Annotated in this window: 17 protein-coding genes; 10 read left to right on the top strand and 7 right to left on the bottom strand. The window is 60.7% G+C overall.

Annotation, left to right across the window (positions count from 1 at the left end; genetic code table 11):
• The first annotated feature begins 6 nt into the window (after nt 1–6).
• From IHQ43_RS15940 to IHQ43_RS15930, 3 genes are read left to right on the top strand one after another with little or no spacing between them, the layout of a single operon-like run.
• Entirely contained in the window at nt 7–1,020 is a 1,014-nt protein-coding gene (locus tag IHQ43_RS15940) for a magnesium chelatase ATPase subunit I (RefSeq protein WP_192561244.1), read from the top strand.
• On the top strand, nt 990–1,685 hold the full coding sequence (locus IHQ43_RS15935; RefSeq protein WP_192565013.1) for a vWA domain-containing protein: 696 nt from the start codon (nt 990–992) through the stop codon (nt 1,683–1,685). The genes IHQ43_RS15940 and IHQ43_RS15935 overlap by 31 nt, the downstream gene beginning before the upstream one ends.
• Before the next feature lie 40 nt (nt 1,686–1,725).
• Nucleotides 1,726–3,372 carry a phospholipase D-like domain-containing protein gene (locus tag IHQ43_RS15930; protein WP_192561243.1) on the top strand — a complete coding sequence of 549 codons (1,647 nt, stop codon included), beginning with the start codon at nt 1,726–1,728 and terminating at the stop codon, nt 3,370–3,372.
• Here IHQ43_RS15930 and IHQ43_RS15925 read toward each other — a convergent pair.
• Nucleotides 3,369–4,592 carry an NADH:flavin oxidoreductase/NADH oxidase family protein gene (locus IHQ43_RS15925; protein ID WP_192561242.1) on the bottom strand — a complete coding sequence of 408 codons (1,224 nt, stop codon included), beginning with the start codon at nt 4,590–4,592 and terminating at the stop codon, nt 3,369–3,371. The genes IHQ43_RS15930 and IHQ43_RS15925 overlap by 4 nt on opposite strands.
• A gap of 79 nt (nt 4,593–4,671) precedes the next feature.
• On the opposite strand from IHQ43_RS15925, the gene IHQ43_RS15920 reads away from it, so the two are divergent.
• Both IHQ43_RS15920 and IHQ43_RS15915 read left to right on the top strand, forming a co-directional pair.
• Nucleotides 4,672–5,076, top strand: a complete 405-nt coding sequence (locus tag IHQ43_RS15920; RefSeq protein WP_085695943.1) for a MerR family transcriptional regulator — start codon at nt 4,672–4,674, stop codon at nt 5,074–5,076.
• A gap of 301 nt (nt 5,077–5,377) precedes the next feature.
• Nucleotides 5,378–6,934, top strand: a complete 1,557-nt coding sequence (locus tag IHQ43_RS15915) for a TerC family protein (protein WP_192561241.1) — start codon at nt 5,378–5,380, stop codon at nt 6,932–6,934.
• A gap of 5 nt (nt 6,935–6,939) precedes the next feature.
• Here IHQ43_RS15915 and IHQ43_RS15910 read toward each other — a convergent pair whose 3' ends face one another.
• The 6 genes from IHQ43_RS15910 to IHQ43_RS15885 all read right to left on the bottom strand — a co-directional run bounded on the left by IHQ43_RS15910 (nt 6,940) and on the right by IHQ43_RS15885 (nt 15,965).
• Complete coding sequence (locus tag IHQ43_RS15910) at nt 6,940–8,016, bottom strand: GGDEF domain-containing protein (protein WP_192561240.1); 1,077 nt, start codon at nt 8,014–8,016, stop codon at nt 6,940–6,942.
• The gene (locus IHQ43_RS15905) at nt 8,000–8,878 is read right to left on the bottom strand and encodes a DUF4434 family protein (RefSeq protein WP_192561239.1); all 879 of its coding nucleotides are present in this window, start codon (nt 8,876–8,878) and stop codon (nt 8,000–8,002) included. The genes IHQ43_RS15910 and IHQ43_RS15905 overlap by 17 nt, the downstream gene beginning before the upstream one ends.
• Nucleotides 8,878–12,036: an NfrA family protein gene (locus IHQ43_RS15900; RefSeq protein ID WP_192561238.1), complete on the bottom strand. Its 3,159-nt coding sequence runs from the start codon at nt 12,034–12,036 to the stop codon at nt 8,878–8,880. The genes IHQ43_RS15905 and IHQ43_RS15900 overlap by 1 nt, the downstream gene beginning before the upstream one ends.
• Nucleotides 12,033–14,207: a cyclic di-3',5'-guanylate-activated glycosyltransferase NfrB gene (nfrB, locus tag IHQ43_RS15895; protein ID WP_192561237.1), complete on the bottom strand. Its 2,175-nt coding sequence runs from the start codon at nt 14,205–14,207 to the stop codon at nt 12,033–12,035. The genes IHQ43_RS15900 and nfrB overlap by 4 nt, the downstream gene beginning before the upstream one ends.
• A complete protein-coding gene (wecB, locus tag IHQ43_RS15890) occupies nt 14,204–15,358 on the bottom strand; it encodes a non-hydrolyzing UDP-N-acetylglucosamine 2-epimerase (RefSeq protein ID WP_192561236.1) in 1,155 nt (384 codons plus the stop codon). The genes nfrB and wecB overlap by 4 nt, the downstream gene beginning before the upstream one ends.
• A gap of 175 nt (nt 15,359–15,533) precedes the next feature.
• Entirely contained in the window at nt 15,534–15,965 is a 432-nt protein-coding gene (locus IHQ43_RS15885; protein ID WP_192561235.1) for a thioredoxin family protein, read from the bottom strand.
• Nucleotides 15,966–16,279: 314 nt separating this feature from the next.
• Between IHQ43_RS15885 and IHQ43_RS15880 the strand changes: the two genes are divergently transcribed.
• The 5 genes from IHQ43_RS15880 to IHQ43_RS15860 all read left to right on the top strand — a co-directional run bounded on the left by IHQ43_RS15880 (nt 16,280) and on the right by IHQ43_RS15860 (nt 19,851).
• Nucleotides 16,280–16,579, top strand: coding sequence for a type II toxin-antitoxin system Phd/YefM family antitoxin (locus IHQ43_RS15880; RefSeq protein ID WP_192565012.1), 300 nt, complete (start codon nt 16,280–16,282; stop codon nt 16,577–16,579).
• Nucleotides 16,580–16,822: 243 nt separating this feature from the next.
• Nucleotides 16,823–17,671 carry a transporter substrate-binding domain-containing protein gene (locus IHQ43_RS15875; RefSeq protein WP_192561234.1) on the top strand — a complete coding sequence of 283 codons (849 nt, stop codon included), beginning with the start codon at nt 16,823–16,825 and terminating at the stop codon, nt 17,669–17,671.
• A gap of 51 nt (nt 17,672–17,722) precedes the next feature.
• Nucleotides 17,723–18,385 carry an amino acid ABC transporter permease gene (locus IHQ43_RS15870; RefSeq protein WP_059405928.1) on the top strand — a complete coding sequence of 221 codons (663 nt, stop codon included), beginning with the start codon at nt 17,723–17,725 and terminating at the stop codon, nt 18,383–18,385.
• A gap of 9 nt (nt 18,386–18,394) precedes the next feature.
• Nucleotides 18,395–19,057 (top strand): amino acid ABC transporter permease, encoded by a 663-nt coding sequence (locus IHQ43_RS15865; RefSeq protein ID WP_192561233.1) that lies wholly within the window; start codon nt 18,395–18,397, stop codon nt 19,055–19,057.
• The gene (locus IHQ43_RS15860) at nt 19,054–19,851 is read left to right on the top strand and encodes an amino acid ABC transporter ATP-binding protein (protein WP_134020291.1); all 798 of its coding nucleotides are present in this window, start codon (nt 19,054–19,056) and stop codon (nt 19,849–19,851) included. Before IHQ43_RS15865 ends, IHQ43_RS15860 begins: the two co-directional genes overlap by 4 nt.
• The last annotated feature ends 31 nt before the right edge of the window (nt 19,852–19,882 follow it).

Below are 19,882 nucleotides of genomic sequence, written 5' to 3'. Positions count from 1 at the left end.
CTGAACATGACCGACACCCCGCATTTCCCGCTCTCCGCCGTGGTCGGCGCCGATGATTTGAAACTGGCGCTGTACCTGACGGCCATCGACCCGAAGATCGGCGGCGTGCTGATCGAAGGCCCGCGCGGCATGGCCAAATCGACGCTGGCCCGGGGTCTGGCGGATCTGTTGGCCAGCGGTCAGTTCGTCACCTTGCCATTGGGTGCGACTGAAGAACGCCTGGTCGGTACGCTGGATCTGGACGCGGCGTTGAGCGACGGTCGTGCGCAGTTTTCTCCCGGTGTGTTGGCCAAGGCTGACGGCGGCGTGCTGTACGTCGATGAAGTGAATCTGTTGCCGGATCATCTGGTGGATCTGCTATTGGACGTCGCGGCCAGTGGCACCAACCTGATCGAGCGGGACGGCATCTCCCATCGGCATTCTGCAAAGTTTGTTCTGATCGGCACGATGAACCCGGAAGAGGGGGAATTGCGTCCGCAGTTGCTTGATCGCTTTGGCCTCAACGTCGCGCTTGGCGGTCATACGGCACCGACCGAACGTGGGCAGATCATTCGTCGCCGGCTGGATTTCGACAGCGATCCGCAGGCGTTTTGTGCGCAGTGGGAAACCGAGCAGCAAGCCCTGCGCGAGCGCTGCGAGAACGCCCGCAAGGTTTTACCGGGTATTCCGCTGGATGACGCGGCGCTGGCGCAAATCACCGAGCGCTGCTTCAAGGCAGGCGTCGACGGCTTGCGCGCCGATCTGGTCTGGCTGCGTGCGGCGCGGGCGCATGCCGCGTGGCGGGGGGCCGAGGCCATCGCCGAGCAAGACATTGATGCTGTGGCTGAGTTTGCCTTGCGTCATCGTCGTCGCGAACAGCCTTCATCCAGTACGCAGCCACCGGCGCAATCGCCGTCCGGCACTAACGCCGAACCGAGTGAAGGGCAGGGCCAGTGGGGCGAAATGCCGGCCCCAGCCCTCGCTACTGGCGCACGCCGCGAAGTGCCGACCTGGCCGCCACACCTACAAAAAAAGCCTTAGGCATTCGCCCCCGATCCGACGCGGGGGCGAATGCCAGACCCCGCGCCGGACGCCTCGATAACGGCCGCCAGGGCAAGCGTCACGCCGCACGCAGTGGCTCGGTGAACTGGCCGGGAACCTTGCTCAATGGCCGCCCGAAAACCCGGGCGGATCTGCTGTTTCAACTGCGCACCCGCACGCCCCATGAACTGTGGCTGGTGATCGTCGATGCCTCGGCCTCGACCCGTCGCCATCAAGCCTTGAGCGATGCCAAAGGCGTGCTTGCGCAACTGTTCGACGACGCTTACCGGCAACGCGCACGGCTTGCATTGTTGACCGCTAGCGGCGCGGTGCCGAAATGGCAGGTGCAAGGGCTGAAGGCCTCCAGCGGATTGCGCGCGTGGCTCGATGGATTGGGCGCGGGAGGCGGCACGCCTCTGTTGGCAGCGCTGACAGAAGCCGGGCATTGGCTGGCGGTGCGGCGCAAGCGTTTCTCCGCGGAGCAACAACGGTTGCTGGTGATCACCGATGGCCGTTTGAAAGACTGTCCGGAACTGCCAGCGCTGGCGTGTCCGGGCCTGTTGATCGATATCGAGCGCGGGCCGATCCGGCTGGGCCGCGCGAAACAATTGGCGACAGCACTGGACGCCGATTACCGACATATCGACGAGTTGTTGTCGGTCTGAGGGCTATGCTGCAGTAAGGCCCAATCACAGGGAGTGAATCATGCGCGTACTGGTCGCCAATCCGCAGGACGATTTTCGCGTCAAGGCCTACGCCGGCACCAACGGCGTGCTGCTCGCCATGGACCTCGCCGAATCCCGCCGCAAAGGCCTGCTGGGGTTTGCCATCGAGAAGCAGCAAGGCGACAAACCGTGGCTGTTCCTGTTCAACAGCCTGACCTTTCCCGGCAAGGTTCACACCTTCGCGCAGTTCCACGCCACGCCGAGCGACAAGGCACCGCTGCAGAAATTTCGCTGGGCCGATTACGCGGTCAATCCGGGCATGACGATTCACTATCGCGTGCACCTGGCCTATGGCACGCCGGATGCGCCGCAACTGGGTGAAGCGCTGGAGCTGACAATCCGCTCCGACGACGGCCATCCTGCCAACCAGGGCGTGACCTTCAACCGCGCCGTGGCCGCGAGCCAGGCGTTTCAGCGCAAATTCCCCGATCTCGACGCACAGATCAGTGCCAACAAGAACATGCCCATCGAAGCCTGGCCCGACGCAGCGCGTCAGTGGCTGGAGAACGGTCTGCTCGGGCGCCTGCAAGGGTTTATCGAACGTGCCTTGGACAGTCGGTGGGCGCTGGACATCGCAATCTATGAATACCAGTTGCAAGCCATCATCGACACGGTGAACGCGGCGTTCGATCGCGGTGTTCAAGTGCGCGTGCTGTATCACGCCCGGCCCGACGACGAAGACACCACGATCAACGAAGCCAGCCTTGCGAAACTGCCGGCGACCAGCAAACGGGGGCGGGTCACTCACAACATTTTCCATAACAAGTTCATCGTCCTCAGCCACCTCGACGGAGGCGGTGAGCGCCAGCCGCAAGCGGTGCTTTGCGGCAGTACCAACTTCACCGCCAACGGCGTGTACCGCCAGGCCAACGTGGTGCATGTGCTGGACGATTCGGCGGTCAGCGCGAGTTACCTGAAAACCTTCGAGCAGATCTGGGCCGAGCCGGCGGACGTCGGCGCCACCCGCGACTGGATCACCCAACACAACCCGATGAACCCGGCGCAGCCGTTGTTCGCCGGGTTTTCACCGCGCACCGGCGGCGCTGATCTGCGGGAGTTCGTCGATATCATCGAGGGGGCGAAAAAAGACCTGCTGTTCGTCACCGCATTCGCCTTGCCCGACGCGATTCTCAACGCGTTGCTCGGCCAGCCCCACGACGACATCCTGCGCTACGGCCTGCAAAACACGGTCAGCCGCATCACCGGGTTTCACGCTGACCGGACTGCCGAGTTCGCCGCCACTGCGTTGCTCAACACCGGGCTTGAGGGCTGGCTGCGGGAGAACATGAAAGGTCAGAAAGGCAACCTGCTGGTGCATACCAAAGCGGTGGTCACCGACTTCACCAGCGACAGCCCGACCATCATCAGCGGCAGCCACAACCTCAGCACCTCGGCCAGCAACGGCAATGACGAGAACTACCTGATCATTCGCGGCGATACCGATCTGGCGGACCGCTATGGCCTGGAATTGCTGCGGTTCTACGAGCATTACCGTTTTCGCTATTTCGCGAAAAAACTGGCGTTGAAGCAGGTGCAGCCGTTGGCGGCGGATGACAGCTGGACCAACGACTACTACGTCGAGGACGACCTGCGTCAGCTATCTCGCCTGCGGTTTGCCGGGCGTTAGACGTCCATCGCCTGACGGTACTGGCGGGTCCGGCGGCTGAGGTACAACCGGTCGCGGATCAGCGCCCAGAGTGCCGACACCTCGGGTTTGGGCTGGCGGCCACGGCTCAGGCGGGCCATCTGGAAGCGCACCACGGCCATGTTTGCCAGTGCGGCCAGCGGTTTGCGTTTCCAGCGGATCGGCGGCAGCTGCGGCTCGCTGTTGCGGCCTTCGCGCCAGTGTTTGACCAGGCTTGGCTCGATGGCCAGCGCCGTGGCGATGCCGGCCATGGCGATGCCGCTGTCGAGCACTTGTTCGACCACGGGCAAGCGGCGGATTCCGCCGGTGACCATCACCGGCATGCGCGCGACGCTGGCAAGTTCCGTGGCCATTTCCAGAAAGAACGCCTCACGAGCAAGGGTGCGTCCGTCACGCGCTTCACCTTGCATCGCCGGGGCTTCGTAGCTGCCGCCTGACAATTCCAGCAGGTCGATCGGCTGCTCGTTGAGCCATTCGATCACTTGGCGCGCGTCGTCGGTGTCGAATCCGCCACGCTGGAAGTCCGCCGAATTGAGTTTCACCGCCACGCAAAACTGCGGCGACACGGCCTGGCGGATGGCCTCGATCACCGACAGCAGCAGGCGTGCGCGGTTTTCCAGCGAACCACCCCAGCGGTCGGTGCGGCGATTGGTCAGCGGCGAGAGAAACTGGCTCAGCAGATAGCCGTGCGCGGCATGGATCTGCACGCCGGTGAATCCGGCTTTCTCGGCAAGCGCGGCGCTTTTGGCGAAACGTTGAATGACTTCTTCGATATCGTCCTCGGTCATTGGCTTGGGCTCGGCGAACAGTTTCGAGAACGAACCCATTTCCAGTGCCACCGCCGACGGTGCCAGCGCTTGCTGGCCCATGTTGGCGAAGGTCTGGCGGCCGGGATGGTTGAGCTGTACCCAGGCCTGCGCACCGCCGCTAAGAGCGATTTCGGCCCATTGGCGGAAGCGCTCCAGATGCCGCTCGTCTTCGAGCACCACGCCACCGGGCCCGGCCATGGCGCGGCGGTCGATCATCACGTTACCGGTCAACAGCAATCCGGCACCGCCGTCGGCCCAGGCCTGATACAAGCGGAACAGTTCGCGCGAAGGTGCCTGGTCACCGTCCGCGAGGTTTTCTTCCATGGCGGCTTTGGCGATACGGTTGCCGACGGTCTGACCGTTGGGCAGATTCAAAATCTGGAAGGGCGACATGGCTTGACTCCTCATCATTGATGGAGAGAGGCTAAGCTTAAAGTTAACTTTAATGTCAAGCAGGCAAATTGAGACTGAAATGAAAATCGGTGAATTGGCGCAGCAGAGCGGGTTGAGCGCTTCGAGTATTCGTTTCTATGAGGCCCAGGGACTGATTCCCAAAGTGGAGCGGCAGGGCAATGGTTACCGGCGCTATCCGCCACAAGTGCTGCAGACCCTGAATATCATCCGCAGTGCCCAGCAGGCCGGGTTCTCTCTGGAAGAACTCAAGCAGCTGTTGCCGGCCGCCGGAACCGGTGAATTCAAGCACGATGAACTGGTGGCAGGCCTCACGCGCAAGGTCGAGCAGATCGAAGTCATGCAGCAGCATCTGGCCCAGAGCAAGGCGCGGTTGCTGGAGGTGATCGAGAACATTCAATCCAAGCCCGAAGGCATGAGTTGCGGTGCCAATGCGGACCGTGTGTTGTCGACGCTTTACCCGTAAAAGTCCGGAGATGTGTGCGGCGTACAGATTTTGAAATGATTTCCAGCTGTAGGAAAAGTCATCAGAGCCTGTACGCTTCAAGGCCTTTTTTCATTCAGGATTTGCATGAACACCCTCTCGGAGCCTCCCAGTTCTATTCAAAGAACCCCGTTCCCCTCGCGCCACCGCGCGGTCTTGACGCACTCGCAACATCCAGTCTTCCGACTACCGACTATCGTTGATGGCGCAGCCTTCGAGCTTTCGCGCCGCACTTTGCCGTGTCCGGCAGCCTGAATTCACTGACGAGAGATAGAGACAGATTATGGAATGGTTAGCGGATCCCACGGCATGGCTGGGCTTGTTGACACTGATCGTGCTGGAACTGGTACTGGGTATCGACAACCTGGTGTTCATCGCGATCCTGGCGGACAAACTGCCGCCGCATCAGCGCGACCGCGCACGCATCATCGGCTTGAGCCTGGCGCTGATCATGCGTCTTGGCCTGCTGGCGAGCATTTCCTGGCTGGTCACCCTCACGCAGCCGTTGTTCGAAGTGTTCGGCAAGAGCTTCTCCGGCCGTGACCTGATCATGCTGTTCGGTGGTGTGTTCCTGTTGTTCAAAGCGACCATGGAACTGCACGAACGGCTGGAAGGCCATATTGGCGAGCGCTCCACCAACACCGCTTATGCGCTGTTCTGGCCGATCGTGGCGCAGATCGTCGTGCTCGACGCGGTGTTCTCCCTGGACGCGGTGATTACTGCCGTTGGCATGGTCGATGAACTGGCGGTGATGATGATCGCGGTGGTCGTGTCCATCGGTGTGATGATCGTTGCCAGCAAGCCGCTGACCCGCTTCGTCAACGCCCACCCTACGGTGATCATGCTGTGTCTGGGCTTCCTGATGATGATCGGTTTTGCCTTGACGGCCGAAGGCCTGGGCTTCCACATCCCGAAAGGTTATCTGTACGCCGCGATTGGTTTCTCGATCCTGATCGAGATCTTCAACCAGATCGCCCGCGCCCGTCGCAAGCGCTCGATGCAGGGCTTGCGCCCGATGCGTGAGCGTACGGCCCACGCGGTGATGCGTCTGTTGGGTGGTCGCAAACTGGCGGTGGAAGAAGTCGGCGAGGAAATTTCCGACCTGCTGGATAACGGTGAAGCGCCGAGTGCGGAGCTGTTCGACCGTCGCGAGCGAGTGATGATCAGCGGCGTGCTGCAATTGGCCGAGCGACCGATCCGCGCCTTGATGACGGTGCGCGCCGATGTCGATCACATTGATCTGGCCGACGACGCCGAGGCTATTCGTACGCGATTGATGCATTCGTCCTACTCGCGCTTGCCGCTGATTCGTAACGGCGCGGTCGATGAGCCGCTGGGCTTCGTGCACAAGAAGGAATTGCTCAAGGAGTATCTGGCCGGCAACGAGCCGAACCTTGAACACCTGGCGCGCAAGACCGTCAATCTGCTGGACAGCTATTCGATCCTCAACGCACTGGAACAAATGCGTGCGGCCTCGACCCACATTGCCTTTGTGGTCAATGAATTCGGTGATTTTGTCGGTGTGCTGACCATGACCGACATTCTCGAATCGATTGCCGGTGAACTGCCCGATGCTAGCGAAATCGCCGGCCCGGACGTGGTCGAAGAGCAGGGCGGGTTTATCGTCAACGGTGCGCTGAACCTGACCCGCATCCGCGAGCACACCGGTTTTCGCGCCGAGCCGACCGAGGATTACCAGACCCTGGCCGGGCTGGTGATGAGCCTGCTGGATCGCCTGCCGATGAAGGGCGATCGACTGGAACATGAAGGTTGGGGCATGACCGTGATGGCGGTCGAAGAGCGTCGCGTGACGCGGGTGCTGCTGGTGCGTGAGGCCTGACGGACTCACTGATGAAAAGTGTACCGGTCCTTGCCGGTATGCTTTGACTCGTACAACGCTTCGTCAGCCTTGATCAGGGCCTGGTTTAGGGTGTCGCCATCTTCGACCCGGGCCAGACCGATGCTGATGGTCACCGGATGCCGGGTCGGTTGCTCACGCACCACCCGGCACAATTCCCCGGCCAGCGCCTCGACATCCTCGCGGCGCACACCGGCCAGATAGATCGCAAACTCCTCACCGCCCAATCGTGCGTATTCGAAGCGTGACATCACTGTTTTGATGTCCGCCGCGATGCGCTTGAGCACCTCATCGCCGATGTCGTGGCCGTACACATCATTCACTTTCTTGAAGTTGTCGATGTCGATCATCGCCAGGTAATGGTCATGCTCGCGCGGCATGGCTTGCAGGGTTTTTCCGGCGCGGGTCATGAACGAGCGGCGGTTGGGGATTTCGGTAAGCGTGTCGTTGTAGGCCTGATCCAGCAACAGCTTGGACATGATGTAGTTGTAGAGCTTGGCCTCGCGCAGCTTCAAAAACGTATAGATCGTCAACCCGCAGAGAAACACGGTGTAAGCGATGGTCATCACGCCTTTGAGTTCGAACAGCCCGACTTCGGTACCAAAAAACGGATTGAGCACCAGCCAGATCACCCCTTGCGAGGTGTAGAACGACCAGCGGCTGATGGGCAGAACCGAAATGCTGTAAAGCATGCTCGAGGCGCCCAGCACCAGCCACGCGGGTTGAAAACTCGCGGGCAGGCCGTCGATCAGCAGTCGCACGCCAAGGGTCATGGCGACGATGAACAGGATGTTCAGGATGTCGAAATGGGCGGCCTTTCGCGTGAACAGCAGAATGACCGCCTGAATCGAAAACACCGTCAGAAACACCATCGATCGCCAGGTAAAACCTTGCCCGCCCAGGAAACTGACGATCAGATCGAAGACAATCCAGACACTGATGCTCGCCAGATAAATCAGCAGGCAGAACCTGTGCAGCCGCTCGAATTCATGCTGGATGAACTCGCTCCACAGTTCGGCAGGCGCGGTCTTCTTAAGGACTTCGTCTTCAATGGTTTTGTACATTGCTGCCCGGATGCCTGCGTTGGTTATCGAGGATTACCGAGCCCCACGGTCGATAGCGCAGGGAAAACACCGCGTTCTGATGGCAGCCGGTCGAGGTCGCATCCGGGTTGGCCGGTTCGGCACGGAATGGCTCGCCCTCGCGGCTGACCTGTCGGAAGGCCTCGCGCACGATCCCCACGGAGCAGGGCAGTGCACTGGCGTAACCGTTGCGCACCAGTGGTGACAAACGACCGGTGCCTGCGCCGTCCTGCCACCAGACCTGCGCACCGGCCGCCGTCAATTCGCCCAGCCATTGACCGTTGACCGCCGGAGCCAGCTTGCCGGCGCTGAAGGCGCTGACATGCAGCGGCGCATCCAGCTTCGCGGCGAAGTCCTTCAACTGGCGCTGAAGCGTGGCCCGTCGATCTGCTGCCAGAAAGTGCAGGTCATCCAGTTCCAGCGGCATATACCACCCGCTGACCGGCAGCTTCCAGTCCTGGCGCAGCTTCTGCTGCTGAGCCAGTGACTGACCCAGTTGTGCCTGCCAGTAAGCGCCGAGGCCGGCGCTGTCCAGTTCATCGATGCGCTTGTAGTAGGCCGGGTCCATCGCCAGGCCGAGCACCAGTTGCAGACCTTGTCGTTGAGCGAGTTTCAGGCTGTTGGCGAGCCAGCCATTGGCGCCGCCGAAGTCCGAGTCGCCATAAGCCGTCCACTGCACGATCACGGTACGCGTGCCTTGTTTCGCGGTGTCTTGCCAGACTTTCTGCCACTGTGCCTGGGTCAGGCCGGCATCGACATTCAGCGGCTGATAGAACACTCGCTCATCGGCCCTGGCGACAGTGGCACTCATCAGCAGGCACAAACACAACATCCATCGAGCCATCAGAAATTCCACTCCACGCCCAGCAGCACACCGTTGCCGCCTTCATACAGATTGCCGCCCAGCGACTGTTGATATTCGGTGCGAACCGTCAGTTTCGAACGGTAGGCGTTGTAGCGATCCTCGTCGTACCACCATTGCCAGCGCAGACCGACACCGGTGCGCAGGTCCTGGCGCCAGTCGTTGCTCGGGTCCTGGCTGGCAAATTCGAGGAAGCCGTAAGGCATGATCGTCTGGGCTCCGCTGAACGGCAGTTTCCAGGCGTGACCTTGCTGGAAGCGCGACAACCATTGGTGATCGCCGGCCTTGGTCCACCATGCGGCATCGAGGTACAGGAAGCGCTCGTCCCAATCGTTTTCATCGACCCGCCAGTCGTTGCGGTACTTGCCCTGATCGAGGAACGAAGCGGTGGCGCGCAACAGGTAGTCGGTGCTGGTACGACCGAAGCGATCGTAATCGTGACCCTGATCCCAGACTTTCACCGGGCTGAACAACTGTCCCAGGCGCATGCCGCCACTACCATCGTCGCTGACTCCGGTTTGTTTGTAGATTTCGGCATACAGGTTGACGTTGGCCGTGCCCCACGGCTTGTAGCGCAGGCCTACGCCGGTGGCGAAGGATTCCCCATAGCTGGAGCGACCTTGACCACCGAACAGCAGTCGGCCGTAAACCGAGAGCGTACTGCCGGCCCGACTTGGTTCTTCGCCCAGCGCGTGATCCCACATCGCGACCTGAACGTTCTGTGAGCGGGCCACTCGGTTGCTGCCTTCGCTGTCATCCGGGCGCAGGAAGTCGTTGGTCGAAACCCCGGCCGGTGACCAGGTGCTGGCCACGGTGAAACTGTCACGCCGGGACAAGGTTTCATGGGCACGGCGCTGGCGATACCGCCGGGCTTCCATGCTGCCGTCTTCGTCATCGGCCGCCACCGGGTTCTGCTCCAGTTCGATCACCCGGCGCAGTTCCTTGCGCGCGGAGGCGCTGTCTTCGACTTCGTCGTAGCGCCAGGCCAGGGTTTCGCCGAGACGGTAATCCTCGGGGAAATCCCGGGTCGCCTGTTGCAGATACGGAATCGCCGTGGCGCGCTCTTCGCGGGTTTCGGCACCGGCCAGACGCATACCGTAGTCGGCGCGATAACGCGGGTTATTCGGCTCGCGACGTACCGCTTCGGCCAGCCAAGCGGTGCTTTGTGGCAAGTCCCCGGCCTTTTGCGCAGTGACCGATGCGGCGTAGAAGTGCCCGGCATCCGGTGTCTGTTGCAGGGCCTGACGCTGTCGTTGCAGTGCCTGGGCATGATCACCCCGTGCGTCGGCGATGGCTGCGCCGAGGGCCCATTCATTGGCGCCGCGAGTGGTGCTCTGTTGCCAATAGGTTTCGGCGGTCTGGCTGTCGCCGACATTCAGCGCGCTGCGGCTGGCTGTCAGACGCGCGTTGTCGCTGAGTTCGGCGGTCGGGAAGCTGTGCCAGATGGCCAGTGCGCCGGCAGAATCACCGGCCGCTTCCAGGGCATAGGCCAGCGGCAGGCGACTACCGCGATCACCGAGTTTTTCAGCCTGCTGGTAATAGACGACGGCTTCGCCCGGGCGATCAGGCATGGCGCAGCGACCGAGCGCGCGGTAATCGCCAGCTGCTTGCGGGTGGCTGCCGATGGCTTGCTGCACGGCATCGCACTGGCCGGTCTCCGCGAGTTGCGCGAGCAGTTGGCCGCGCGTGGCGCCGTCCACCCGGTTGAGCAGCAGCGCCATACGCCGCTGTTGCTCGGGTGTCGTGGATGGCGCTGCGGCATACAAGCCGGCCAGACGCTGCAACGCCGTCGACGGCAGACGCCCGCCGTGACGATCGAATGCAGATTCCAGCAACTGCTGGGCATGCGCACGATCACCCGCATTCACCGCCAGATAGGTAGCCTGATTCAGCGAGGACAGGTTGTCGGTCTGCCGGTAATGCAGTTCCCACAGAGTTTCCGCTTCGATCATTCGACCCATGCGCTGCGTCAGTTCCGCACGGCGCTTGACGATATCGGGTGTCTGTTTCTGCCCGGCCAGCCAGGCGTTGACCTCGGCACTGCGACCTTGCTCCTGCCAGATGTCGAGCACCTGCGTTTGCCGTCGGCTGTCCCAGGGTTCTGGTAGACGGGTACTTTGCAACAGGTCCGTGGCTTGCAGGCGCTGGGCGAGTACCAGCCAGGTCTGTGGATCGTCCGACGGAGTACAGCTGTGCAGTTGCTTGAGTGCAGCTTCCGGATCCTGGCGTGACAGCCATTCGGCGGTTTCCAGGCAAGGACGTTGCAGATCGTTGCTCAGTCGCTGCACGGTAGGCACGTCTTCGGTCTTGCGCGCCAGTTCCCACAGACGCTGACGTTGCGCTGGATCGGCGAGGTCGCTGGCCGGGAGTGACTGCATCCAGCGTTGAGCCTGTTGCTCGTGACCCATGGCGATGGCGCGGTCGACCATCGCCAGGCGAACGTTGCGCGCGGTCTCGGGACTCGGTGCCTGTTGCAGCAGTTGCTGCAGCGGCTTTTCATCGAGACGCTGCACGTAGGCGTTGGCCAGACGTTGCCAGCCTTCGGCGTCCAGCTGTTTGCGTGCGGCCAGCGGCGCCAGTTGGTCGATGGTGCCGCTCCAGTCACGCAATTGCTCCGACCAGTTGGCGCGGGCCAGGCGCAGGATATTGTCGTCGCCCTTGGGCGCCAGTTGCGCCAGCCAGTCGTGGGCCTTTGCCGCGCCACCGAACTTGGCCAGACTCAGACTGTATGCCTGCCACAGGCGCACGCGGTCATTCAGGCTGCTGGTGGCCATCCAGCTTTCCACTTGCGTGCTGGTCGGCGGATCCTGTTCGATCCAGGTCAGGCGCAGGTCGAGCAGGGCGTCGCTGTCGTCCGGCAAGGCTTGCAGCGCTTCCTTGTAACGACGTTGCTTGGCCAGGGATTCCACCAACAGTGCACGGGCCTCGTCGTTTTTCGGGACTTTTTCCAGCAAGTGGCGCATCAGTCGTTCGACTTCTTTCCAGTTGCCCTTTTTCGCCTCGCGATAGCTGCGGTCCATGTAGGGATAGCTGCGGAACTGTTCAAACTCGCTCAGCGGCGCAGCTTGCAGAGGAAACGCGGTGCTCAGGCCCAGCAGCAGGCTGCCCATCAGCAAGGTTTGACGATGCACAGGCTTCATGCGACCTCCCGGACAATGCGGTAGGCGGCTTGCTGTTCGCTGGCCTGGTCGGCCAGGGCCTGTTCCAGTACTTCCTGGGTAATCATGCCCCGGGAAATCAGATGTTCGCCGAGTGACCTGTTCTCGGCATCGAAGTCGATCAGCGCCTGATTGAACAGAGTGGGCGGCACCATGCCGCGTACCTGCAACAGATTGCCCAGCAGCACCTGATGGCGGCTGACCCGTTCCAGCAGGGCTTCATCGTCCTGATGGCGCTCAAGCACTTCGAGCATATGACGCACTTCCTCATTCTGGCGGGGGCTGGCGTACCAGTAACGAATCCCCAATGTGACGCGGCCCTGGGGTGCGAGACGGCTGCGCACCGGGCGTTTCAATTGACGGCTGATGGCGCCCAGCGAGACCTGGCTGACCGGGCCTTCGGAGGCCAGGATCAGGGTGTCGCCTTCTTCGGCCACCGGCAAAATGCCGTAGTGGGAGGCGACCCGGCGTGGCACGGCGTCGATCAGACGTTTGTCGAGCTTGAACGGATTGAGTGGCGCCCATTCCAGATCCAGCTGTTCGGCCAGGGTTTGAACCAGCTGAGTGCTGTCGATGTACTCTCGCAGCAACAGTTCGCGGCCCAGGCGCCGGCGCACGGGACTGGTGATCGCCGCTTCCAGTTGCTCTTCGGTCAGCAGACCTTTTTCCACCAGGCGATGGCCGAGCGGGGTGCGCTGTGCCTTGGTCAGTGCCGGGAATTCGTGAGTGGTCTTGTCCCAGGCCACACGGCGCGAATCGCCCATTTCCATCACCTGACGCAAGGCACGCAGGTTGGCGAAGAAGTTGACGAAGTTGCTCCACATCATTCGTGGGGCTGACAGCAGACCTTCGACCAGACCGTAATAACGGGTGACAAACCAGCCGCGCTGGAACAGACGATTGAGCAGCATCAGGCCGTTGAGCCACAGCAGCACCGAGAGCAACGAACTGTCGGCCAGGATCGAGGGGTAGCGCCACGAGTCCGGGGAAATGATCGTCACCGCCCACATCGCCAGCAGCACCAGGAACAGCAGGTTGACCAGAAAACTCAGCAGGTAGGCGATCAGCCCGCGACGGTCGCGCCACAGGAAATAATTGAGCAGACCCTTGCGGCTCCAGCCGAGGTTCTTGGTGCCCTGGAACACAATGCCGACAATCCACCGGGACTTCTGCCGGATCGCATGTTGCAGGTCGCGGGGAAAGTGTTCGCGCACGCAGATGACCTGGGAGAACTCACGGTTCATGCCGAACACCCAGGGTTGCTCCAGCGCCAGTTTCGGATCGCTGACCGAATAACGGGCGAAGATGCATTTCATGCCTTTCTGCTTGAGGCGGAAGCCGATGTCGTAGTCCTCGGTGAGACTCTGCACATCGAAAGCAATGCCATCACCGTCTTCGAGCAAGGCGCTGATGGCCTTGCGGCTGAAACAGGTGCCGACGCCGGCGCTGGGCACCTGCCCGGTGAGGGCTTCACGGACGATGACGTCCTTGCCATGATTTTCGGCAAACTCATCGACGTAGTGCCCGGCGGTGAAACCTTTCCACTCCGGCGCGTAGGGGTAGACCGGAATCTGGATCAGATCCTTGTTCGGCAACAGGTAGTTGTAGAGGCGCAATTCCATCGGCGAAATCACGTCTTCGGCGTCGTGCAGGATGAACCCGGCGAACTGGATTTTCGCCTCGCTCTCGAAGCGCAGGATCGCGTCGATGATGTTGTTCAGGCAGTCAGCCTTGCTGGTCGGGCCGGGGCGGGCGCAGACCACTTTGTGCACGTTGGGGTAGTGCTGGCAGACCGCGTCGACATCGGCCTGGGTCTCGGCGTCGTTGGGGTAGGTGCCAACGAAAATCTGATAGTTCTCGTAGTCGATGGTCGAGGCGGCCAGACGCGCCATTTCACCGACAACGCCGACTTCGTTCCACGCCGGCACCATGATTGCCAGCGGCTTCTCGGGTATCGAATACAGGCGTTCTTCGTCGGCACGCTTGAATTTCTCGTAGATCCGCCAGCGCCGGATGAACTTGCGGCTCCAGTACACGAGGTCGATGAACAGGTCATCAAGACCGAGGATGAACATCAGCAGGGCGAGGGCAATCGCCACATATTTGAGACCGAACAGCACATACGCAAAGAAATCGACCCAACCCAGACTCATACCCCTTTACCCGCCGCCAAGCGTGCGCTCAGCCAGGCGTGGAGGCGGGTGGCGATCAGTTCGCTGGCGTGACCGTCGCCGTAGGGGAAGTGCACGCGGCTCATGCGCGCGTAGGTGTCCGGGTCATCCAGCAGTTGTCGGGCTTCCTTGACGATGCGCGCCTTGTCGGTGCCCACCAGCAGCATGGTGCCGCTCTCCAGTACCGAAGGTCGCTCGGTGACGTCGCGCAGTACCAGCAGGGGTTTGCCGATCGCCGGAGCTTCCTCCTGGACGCCACCGGAGTCGGTCAGGATGAAGTGCGCGCGGCCCATCAGCCAGACGAAGTTCGGATAGTCCTGCGGTGGCACCAGATAGATGTTCGGTTTGTCGGCCAGCATGCCGTACACGACCTCCTGTACCAGCGGGTTGAGGTGCACCGGATAGACGAATTGCACGTCCGGGTATTGCTCGGCCAGTTCGGCCAGGGCCTGGCAGATATTGCGGAAACCGTCGCCGAAATTTTCCCGTCGATGGCTGGTGACCAGAATCATCCGGCGCTGGTCATCCAGCGCCGCCAGGGGCGAATCGGCAGGTGGATGCCAATCGATATCCTGCTGGTGCTTGCGCATCCACAGCAAGGCATCGATCACGGTGTTGCCGGTGATTTCAATGTTGTCTTCGGGTACGCCTTCGCGCAGCAGATTGGCGGCGGACTTGGAGGTCGGCGGGAAATGCAGGTCGGTAATCACGCCGGTCAGGCGTCGATTCGCCTCCTCGGGCCAGGGCGCGCGCAGGTTGCCGGTACGCAAACCGGCTTCGACATGACCGATGGGCAACTGGCGATTGAAGGCGGCGAGGGCGGCGATGAAGCTGGTGGTGGTGTCGCCGTGGACCAGCACGATGTCCGGCTTGACCCGCTCGTAGGCCTGATCGAGTTGTGCGAGCAGATGTTGCGACAAGCCGTTGATGGACTGGCCCTGGGTCATGACTTGCAGGTCTTCGTCGACCGTCAGTTCGAACGCGTCCAGCACCTGAGTGAGCATTTCGCGATGCTGGCCGGTGGAGCAGATGTTGAGTGTGATGTCGGGCCACTGACGAAGAACCCGAGCCAGCGGGGCCATTTTGATGGCCTCCGGGCGAGTACCGAAAACCATCATGACATTAAAGGACATTGACCCCTCCTGGGACGAAGCAAGGCTGCAGCCCGAGGGCCGGCAGCACTTATCTCTTTCTGAGAAATAAAGAAAAGCAGCCGGATGGGAGCTTGTCCAATCCGGCTTCGAGGCTAGTTGTTACAGATCAATTGGAACGAAGGTGCCATTACCTGATGGCTCTTAGGTGGCACTTTCAGGAAAAGTTCCATCGTTTTGCGCGGGGGATGGTGCATAGGGTGCGGAGGGTGTGGCGAAGCCAGTTCAGGTCATGGGTCGACTTGCGCGGTGCAGAGCAGTGTCTGGTTTTGCCGAGGAATTGGGTGAAGTCTTGCAAGAGGGATTCTTCCGAACCGATGCCTTTCAGTTTTTTTTGCAGTACACCTTCCTTGTAGAACAACACTGTCGGGGTTCCTGTGACATCCGGATGCCGGCACGACTGTGCGGTATCGAGCATGAAGATATCCATCCAGGGCCGGAAAGGTTTGGCGATATCGAGGAAAACCGGACCTGCGAAAACGCAGGCACCGCAGTGCTCGTTGAAGAAATACAGAACGACAAGGCGCCTGGCTTTCAAGACCTTCCGGTACGTCGGGGGCAACGCTGAATATCGAGTCGGTGTCGTCATTGGAGCCTCCTGAGCAATGAATCTGGAAGGCCTTTGACGTTAAAGCAGGGCAAAACGGCGGTCTACTGTCAGAAATTACAGGTAGGTCCTACAAAGGATGATTTCGTCCTACTTTGATGCGAGAGCATTCCCTCAGAAGACTCAGATCCGCGGAGGCCAGGCAGCTGGTATCGTTTTTCAGACCTTAATCAAAGGAGCTCCTGATGGGCAGCGATGCAAGTTTGAAAGCAGTTTCCGTAGCAAAAGGATTGAAGTCAGATGCGTCCTGGAGTGCTATTTTCAGCACTCTGAAAAGCACTCCGAAGCAAACCTTCATGACTCACAGTGTCCTTTCCCAAGTCGTAGCAAGCATTTCCGAACTGAAAAAAAATCCCATGGGAACTGTCGCAGCAGGCGGCGGTGATTCAGTCGCAATTCTCAACCGCAATGAGCCGGCCTTTTATTGCGTCCCGGCAAAAACCTATGAAGCGCTGATGAATCGTCTTGAGGATCTGGAGCTGATTGCTCTTTGCAAGGAACGGGAAAATGATCCGACCATAAAGGTCGCGATAGATGACCTTATTGCCTGCATCTGCTCCGGCATCTCTTACGGTAACAATGGGCACTGCCCCTGAATCGATCACCCGTGCACCGACTGGGAACCTGCTACCCGCATTGTTGTAGCCAACGGTAGCGCACGCTCCGCTCTCTCGCTGTTTCTCTATTTTTTTCCTTTTTACGTATCTCTTTGATTCCTGAGAATTTTCAAACGGGTGCAGATTCCCCCCGAATCCTGTGGCACACTTTCTGCTGTCTATTCCGTAGTAACAAACCGTGTTCCGGTATAGCGGAATAAACAACTTCCTGGAGTGCTTGCCATGCATCGCCGACCTTCCTTGTTCAAAGCGTGTGTTTTTGTTCTCGCGGCTTCGTCCGCTGTCACGGGTATGGCCCAGGCGGCCGACAGCAAGCTCGACAGCGTGCTGGCCCGTGGAAAACTGATTGTGGGCACCGGCAGCACCAACGCGCCGTGGCACTTCCAGGGCGCGGACGGCAAGTTGCAGGGTTTTGATATCGACATCGCCCGGATGGTGGCCAAAGGTCTGTTCAACGATCCGAGCAAGGTCGAGTTTGTAGTGCAGTCGTCCGATGCACGAATTCCCAATCTGCTGACCGACAAGGTCGACATGAGCTGCCAGTTCATCACCGTCACCGCCAGCCGTGCGCAGCAAGTGGCGTTCACCCTGCCGTACTACCGCGAAGGTGTCGGCCTGCTGCTGCCGAACAACAGCAAATACAAGGAAATCGAAGACCTGCAGGCCGGTGGTGACGGTGTGACCGTGGCCGTGCTGCAGAACGTGTACGCCGAAGAGCTGGTGCATCAGGCGCTGCCCAAGGCCAAGGTCGATCAGTACGACAGCGTCGACCTGATGTACCAGGCGGTGAACTCCGGCCGGGCCGATGCTGCCGCCACCGACCAGTCTTCGGTCAAATACCTGATGGTGCAGAACCCTGGCCGCTACCGCAGCCCGACGTACGCCTGGAGCCCGCAGACCTACGCCTGCGCGGTCAAACGCGGCGATCAGGACTGGCTGAACTTCGTCAACACCACCCTGCACGAAGCCATGACGGGCGTGGAGTTCCCGACCTACGCCGCCTCGTTCAAGCAATGGTTCGGCGTCGATCTGCCATCGCCTGCCATCGGTTTCCCTGTCGAATTCAAATGATCCCGTGAGAGTGGGGCGCCCTGACGCGCCCCGCTCAAGGTACTGCCGACCATGAACTATCAGTTGAACTTTGCCGCCGTGTGGCGCGATTTCGACACCTTGCTGGCGGGGCTCGGTCTGGGCCTCGAACTGGCGCTGGTGTCGATTGCCATCGGCTGCGTGATCGGCCTGCTGATGGCGTTTGCCTTGTTGTCGAAGCATCGCGCCTTGCGGGTGCTGGCATCGGTGTATGTGACGGTGATCCGTAACACGCCGATCCTGGTGTTGATTCTGTTGATCTACTTTGCGTTGCCGAGCCTGGGGATCCGGCTGGACAAGATCCCGTCGTTCATCATCACCCTGTCGCTGTATGCCGGGGCGTACCTGACCGAAGTGTTCCGCGGCGGTTTGTTGAGCATTCCCAAGGGCCAGCGCGAAGCGGGGCTGGCCATCGGTCTCGGCGAGTGGCAGGTGAAGGCCTATGTCACCGTGCCGGTGATGTTGCGCAACGTGCTGCCGGCGTTGTCGAACAACTTCATTTCGCTGTTCAAGGACACCTCGCTGGCCGCCGCGATCGCGGTGCCGGAGCTGACCTATTACGCGCGCAAGATCAACGTCGAGAGCTACCGGGTGATCGAAACCTGGCTGGTGACCACGGCGTTGTATGTCGCGGCCTGTTACCTCATTGCCATGCTGCTGCGTTACCTCGAGCAGCGTCTGGCGATCCGCCGATAGGAGGCTGCGATGTACGAATCCCCCAGTTGGTTGCATGAGTTGTGGATTGCTCGCGAAGCCTTGTGGCAAGGCTTTCTGACCAGCGTGCAGGTGTCGGCGCTGGCGATTCTGTTCGGCACGGTCATCGGCGTATTTGCCGGTCTGGTGCTGACCTACGGCAAGTTCTGGATGCGCGCGCCGTTCCGCCTTTATGTCGACCTGATTCGCGGCACGCCGGTGTTTGTGCTGGTGCTGGCCTGCTTCTATATGGCGCCGGCGCTCGGCTGGCAGATCAGCGCGTTTCAGGCCGGTGCGCTCGGGCTGACGCTGTTTTGCGGCTCCCACGTCGCCGAGATTGTGCGCGGTGCATTGCAGGCGTTGCCACGCGGGCAGTTGGAAGCCGGCAAGGCCATCGGTCTGACGTTCTATCAGTCCCTCGGCTACGTGCTGCTGCCTCAGGCACTGCGGCAGATCCTGCCGACCTGGGTCAACTCGTCCACGGAAATCGTCAAGGCTTCGACCTTGCTGTCGGTGATCGGCGTGGCCGAGTTGTTGCTCAGCACCCAGCAGATCATCGCCCGGACGTTCATGACCCTGGAGTTTTATCTGTTCGCCGGTTTTCTGTTCTTCGTCATCAACTACGGCATCGAATTACTCGGCCGGCACATTGAAAAGCGGGTGGCCCTGCCATGACTCAAGCTCAAGTTTCCAACGTCCAGAACGCTCAGCCCCTGCTGGACATCCGTGGCCTGCACAAACAGTACGGCGCGGTCGAAGTGCTCAAGGGTGTCGACCTGAGCATGCAGCGCGGCAACGTGGTGACATTGATCGGCTCCAGCGGCTCGGGCAAGACCACGCTGTTGCGCTGCGTGAACATGCTGGAGGAGTTCCAGGGCGGGCAGATCCTGCTCGACGGCGAATCCATTGGCTATGACGAACTCAACGGCAAACGCGTGCGCCACCCGGAAAAAGTCATTGCCCGTCATCGTGCGATGACCGGCATGGCGTTCCAGCAATTCAACCTGTTCCCGCATCTCACCGCGTTGCAGAACGTCACGCTCGGCTTGCTGAAAGTCAAAAAGATGCACAAGGACGAAGCCGTGGTCCTGGCCGAGAAATGGCTGGAGCGGGTCGGCCTGCTGGAGCGGCGCAATCACTTTCCCGGTCAGTTGTCCGGCGGTCAGCAACAGCGCGTGGCGATTGCCCGGGCGATTGCGATGAATCCGAGCCTGATGTTGTTCGACGAAGTCACCTCGGCCCTCGACCCTGAACTGGTCGGCGAAGTACTCAACGTGATCAAGGGCCTGGCCGAGGACGGCATGACCATGTTGCTGGTGACTCACGAAATGCGTTTTGCCTTCGAGGTTTCGGACAAGATCGTTTTCATGAATCAGGGACGCATCGAAGAGCAGGGGCCTCCCAAGGAACTGTTCGAGCGTCCTCAATCGCCGCGGCTGGCGGAATTTCTCAAAAGCACGCGGTTCTGACTTTTCACTTTTTCAATCAGGAGAAACACCC

Origin of the sequence: Pseudomonas gozinkensis (assembly GCF_014863585.1) — a bacterium.
Taxonomy (GTDB): Bacteria; Pseudomonadota; Gammaproteobacteria; order Pseudomonadales; family Pseudomonadaceae; genus Aquipseudomonas; species Aquipseudomonas gozinkensis.
Note: the sequence above shows the minus strand (reverse complement) of the source record. Positions and strands in the feature narration are given on the sequence as shown.

What these genes read in the sequence shown, in the direction of transcription:
- wecB (WP_192561236.1), bottom strand. Translation starts at nt 15,358, where the DNA reads ATGTCCTTTAATGTCATGATGGTTTTCGGTACTCGCCCGGAGGCCATC.
- IHQ43_RS15910 (WP_192561240.1), bottom strand. Translation starts at nt 8,016, where the DNA reads ATGTACAAAACCATTGAAGACGAAGTCCTTAAGAAGACCGCGCCTGCC.
- IHQ43_RS15915 (WP_192561241.1), top strand. Translation starts at nt 5,378, where the DNA reads ATGGAATGGTTAGCGGATCCCACGGCATGGCTGGGCTTGTTGACACTG.
- nfrB (WP_192561237.1), bottom strand. Translation starts at nt 14,207, where the DNA reads ATGAGTCTGGGTTGGGTCGATTTCTTTGCGTATGTGCTGTTCGGTCTC.
- IHQ43_RS15885 (WP_192561235.1), bottom strand. Translation starts at nt 15,965, where the DNA reads ATGACGACACCGACTCGATATTCAGCGTTGCCCCCGACGTACCGGAAG.
- IHQ43_RS15860 (WP_134020291.1), top strand. Translation starts at nt 19,054, where the DNA reads ATGACTCAAGCTCAAGTTTCCAACGTCCAGAACGCTCAGCCCCTGCTG.
- IHQ43_RS15940 (WP_192561244.1), top strand. Translation starts at nt 7, where the DNA reads ATGACCGACACCCCGCATTTCCCGCTCTCCGCCGTGGTCGGCGCCGAT.
- IHQ43_RS15920 (WP_085695943.1), top strand. Translation starts at nt 4,672, where the DNA reads ATGAAAATCGGTGAATTGGCGCAGCAGAGCGGGTTGAGCGCTTCGAGT.
- IHQ43_RS15905 (WP_192561239.1), bottom strand. Translation starts at nt 8,878, where the DNA reads ATGGCTCGATGGATGTTGTGTTTGTGCCTGCTGATGAGTGCCACTGTC.
- IHQ43_RS15875 (WP_192561234.1), top strand. Translation starts at nt 16,823, where the DNA reads ATGCATCGCCGACCTTCCTTGTTCAAAGCGTGTGTTTTTGTTCTCGCG.
- IHQ43_RS15870 (WP_059405928.1), top strand. Translation starts at nt 17,723, where the DNA reads ATGAACTATCAGTTGAACTTTGCCGCCGTGTGGCGCGATTTCGACACC.
- IHQ43_RS15930 (WP_192561243.1), top strand. Translation starts at nt 1,726, where the DNA reads ATGCGCGTACTGGTCGCCAATCCGCAGGACGATTTTCGCGTCAAGGCC.
- IHQ43_RS15900 (WP_192561238.1), bottom strand. Translation starts at nt 12,036, where the DNA reads ATGAAGCCTGTGCATCGTCAAACCTTGCTGATGGGCAGCCTGCTGCTG.
- IHQ43_RS15865 (WP_192561233.1), top strand. Translation starts at nt 18,395, where the DNA reads ATGTACGAATCCCCCAGTTGGTTGCATGAGTTGTGGATTGCTCGCGAA.
- IHQ43_RS15925 (WP_192561242.1), bottom strand. Translation starts at nt 4,592, where the DNA reads ATGTCGCCCTTCCAGATTTTGAATCTGCCCAACGGTCAGACCGTCGGC.
- IHQ43_RS15880 (WP_192565012.1), top strand. Translation starts at nt 16,280, where the DNA reads ATGACTCACAGTGTCCTTTCCCAAGTCGTAGCAAGCATTTCCGAACTG.